The following is a 2,647-nucleotide window of genomic DNA, read 5'->3' on the forward strand; positions in this document are numbered from 1 at the left end:
TTTACCGCGTCAACCGTGCTGCTAACGGTAGTTAGTGCAGTCGCGTGGTTGACATGGAATCGCTTAGACGATCAAGTGAGTGAACTGCTCGAAAACAGTGTGCCGAAATACAACACCAGTTACTTATTGGAAAGCCGAAGCAGTGAAATTCGTCATCGAGTTCAGTTGTTATCGAGACTCACCAATAAAGTCGAGCTAAATCATCAAATTGAAGAGCTTTCTGAACAGTTGGAGGGCATTAACTTAGCACTGCATAATCATGAAACAGAAACACAGACAGACAATGAAACCGCTACCTTGACTGAGCGATATCGCGTATTGGGCGATACGCTAAGACGGTATAGCGAGCTTGTGTTACGAAGAGTTGAGCAGAGTCGCCGAGTCAGCAAACTGAATGAGCAGATTAACAGGCTGCATCAAGATGTGCGAGCGGAGTTGACGCCGATTCGTCAGGAACTGCATTGGCTCATCAAACGCGATGAAAGTGATACCGAGCGAACAACGGCTCTAGACCGATTAAGGACGATTCAGCATGTGCTTGATTTAGAATCTAACGTGTTTTCGATGACTAGTGAGGTGATTCAAGCCCAGCAACTTGGCCAAGTGCAAAACGCAGCAAAAGTCATTCAATATAAAGTGGATGAGTTGGCCAATAGTAGCAAGCCAATTTTTGAGTTGTCTTCTTCGATTGCTTACCAACAATTGCTCCAAGAGTTGTCCACTTTGTTGGCACCTGAAGGCGTGTTCTACCAACAGTTGCTCGACAATGTGTCGCTAAATCAACGAATTGATGTACTCAAAGCGAACATTGATCATCAACTTGGTGAAATTCATCAACAAATTGGTAGCGTGTTCGCTTAGCGGACGATAGCTTCCTGAGTGTGAAAACACAAACCGCGAGTTTAGTCTCATACGGTAACCATGTACTGATTGTCTGTTTTAGTGTTTCAATCTTGATGTCATTGTTCTTGACCTATTACTTCATCAATCGTCGTATTGTTGCTCGTCTGACTGCATTGAGTTCCAGTATTGACGCCATTACGAAAGGCGATTTAAGTCATCCGATTCAAGTTGATGGTGCGGATGAGATTGGTCGTTTAAGTGAAAAGCTGATTGAGTATGGCAAGAGCGTCAAAGAGATCCAGCGAACCAATGCGATCAGTTTGATTAACAATACTTCTGCAAGCCTACTGACGTGTGACTTGGCAGGTTACGTGGAATCGGCGAACTTGAGTGCGCGTCGTTTGTTAGCAGTGCAGGGGGAGGTAGAGAAAAAACTGATCTGGGATTCATTTGAGAACGGTAGTCAAAGGGCTTTGGCACAAGTATTTCGACGCGGTGGCGATCTGTTCAAGCAAGGGCACGATGAACTCGTGCTGTCGGTGTCTGATCTGCCAGTGTGTTATCTCCATTTTGATTTCCACCTATTCTCTCATGGTCAACTCAACAAAGTGATTGTCACTATTACTGACATCACCGAACAAGAGCTCAACACCCGTGAGTTAGAAAAGCGTTGAATTGAACCAACCGTTGAATGCGATGACGACCTATCTATACAGCGCCAAGCTTTCGGCGCAGTCGGGCGATGAGCTGGCTCTGGTTCAATCGCTTCAGTATATCGAAGGGCTGGCGATGCGAATGGGCAAGATCATTTCCAGTTTACGTAACTTTGCTAAAAAATCCGATGGCGAACAGGTGGCCAAAGAACTAAGCCTAAGAGAAGTAGTAGAACAAGCGATTACCATTGTGAATCCCAAAGCTAAACGTCAAATGGTGGAGATAGACAATCTACTCGACGATGACCTGCGTGTTTATGGTAATGCGTTGGCCATTGAGCAAGCCTTGATCAATTTGCTGGTCAACAGTTGTGAAGCGATTTCAGAGCACAACAGTTCGTTACGTCAGATTCGCGTAGAGAGTCTCTACAGCACGCATTCACATCATGCGATAGGTGTGTTCGATACTGGTCAAGGCTTTGATAGTCACATCGTCGATAAACTGTTTACACCGTTTACCACAACAAAAGAAGTCGGCCTTGGTTTAGGTCTGAATATCAGCCAATCTTTGATGGAAAAGTACGCTGGCAATATAGTTTTAGCCTCTGGTTTGGACAAAGGCGCTCTTGTGATATTGGAATTACCTCATGCAAACACTTAACTACTCAGTATTTCTTGTGGATGACGATCAGGATGTTCTCGATTCTTATAAACATTTAATGGATATTGCAGGTCTAACGGCAAAAGCGCTGCTTGATCCGACCCAAGCTACGGGGTATCTCAAACGTGATTGGCCAGGGGTGGTACTTCTTGATATGTACATGCCGCAAATGCATGGCATGGAGTTGTTGGACAAGATAAAACAGATCGACGACCGCATCCCAATCATCGTGATTACCGGGCATGGGGATATTCCTATGGCAGTCGATGCCGTTAGGAAAGGGGCATGCGAGTTTATTGAAAAACCGGTAAACCCAGCAGAGCTGCTTGAAATGTTGAAATCTCGCCTTGATCTTCGCCGTGCGTTTGTTGAGCAGAAAAAGCAAATGGTGGCGACGATTGACAAGTCGTTGGTGGGAAATTCGGCTCAGTTGGAGCAGATTCGCCATCTTCTCTCTCAATACTCGTTGCTTGAAAACCACGTTGTGATT

Annotated in this window: 3 protein-coding genes and 1 pseudogene; all 4 read left to right on the forward strand. The window is 45.2% G+C overall.

Annotated elements, in window-relative coordinates; genetic code table 11:
* Positions 1–861, forward strand: a pseudogene (locus QTO00_RS19600) (two-component sensor histidine kinase); the annotation flags it as partial.
* Between the two features lie 20 nt (positions 862–881).
* A complete protein-coding gene (locus QTO00_RS19605; RefSeq protein WP_331426240.1) occupies positions 882–1,517 on the forward strand; it encodes a HAMP domain-containing protein in 636 nt (211 codons plus the stop codon).
* A 1-nt stretch (position 1,518) separates the two neighbouring features.
* A complete protein-coding gene (locus QTO00_RS19610) occupies positions 1,519–2,157 on the forward strand; it encodes an ATP-binding protein (protein WP_331426241.1) in 639 nt (212 codons plus the stop codon).
* The coding region (locus tag QTO00_RS19615) for a response regulator (protein ID WP_331426242.1) at positions 2,144–2,647 on the forward strand (504 nt) is incomplete at its 3' end. The genes QTO00_RS19610 and QTO00_RS19615, both read left to right, overlap by 14 nt.

Origin of the sequence: Vibrio sp. M260118 (genome assembly GCF_036533755.1) — a bacterium.
Lineage (GTDB): Bacteria > Pseudomonadota > Gammaproteobacteria > Enterobacterales > Vibrionaceae > Vibrio.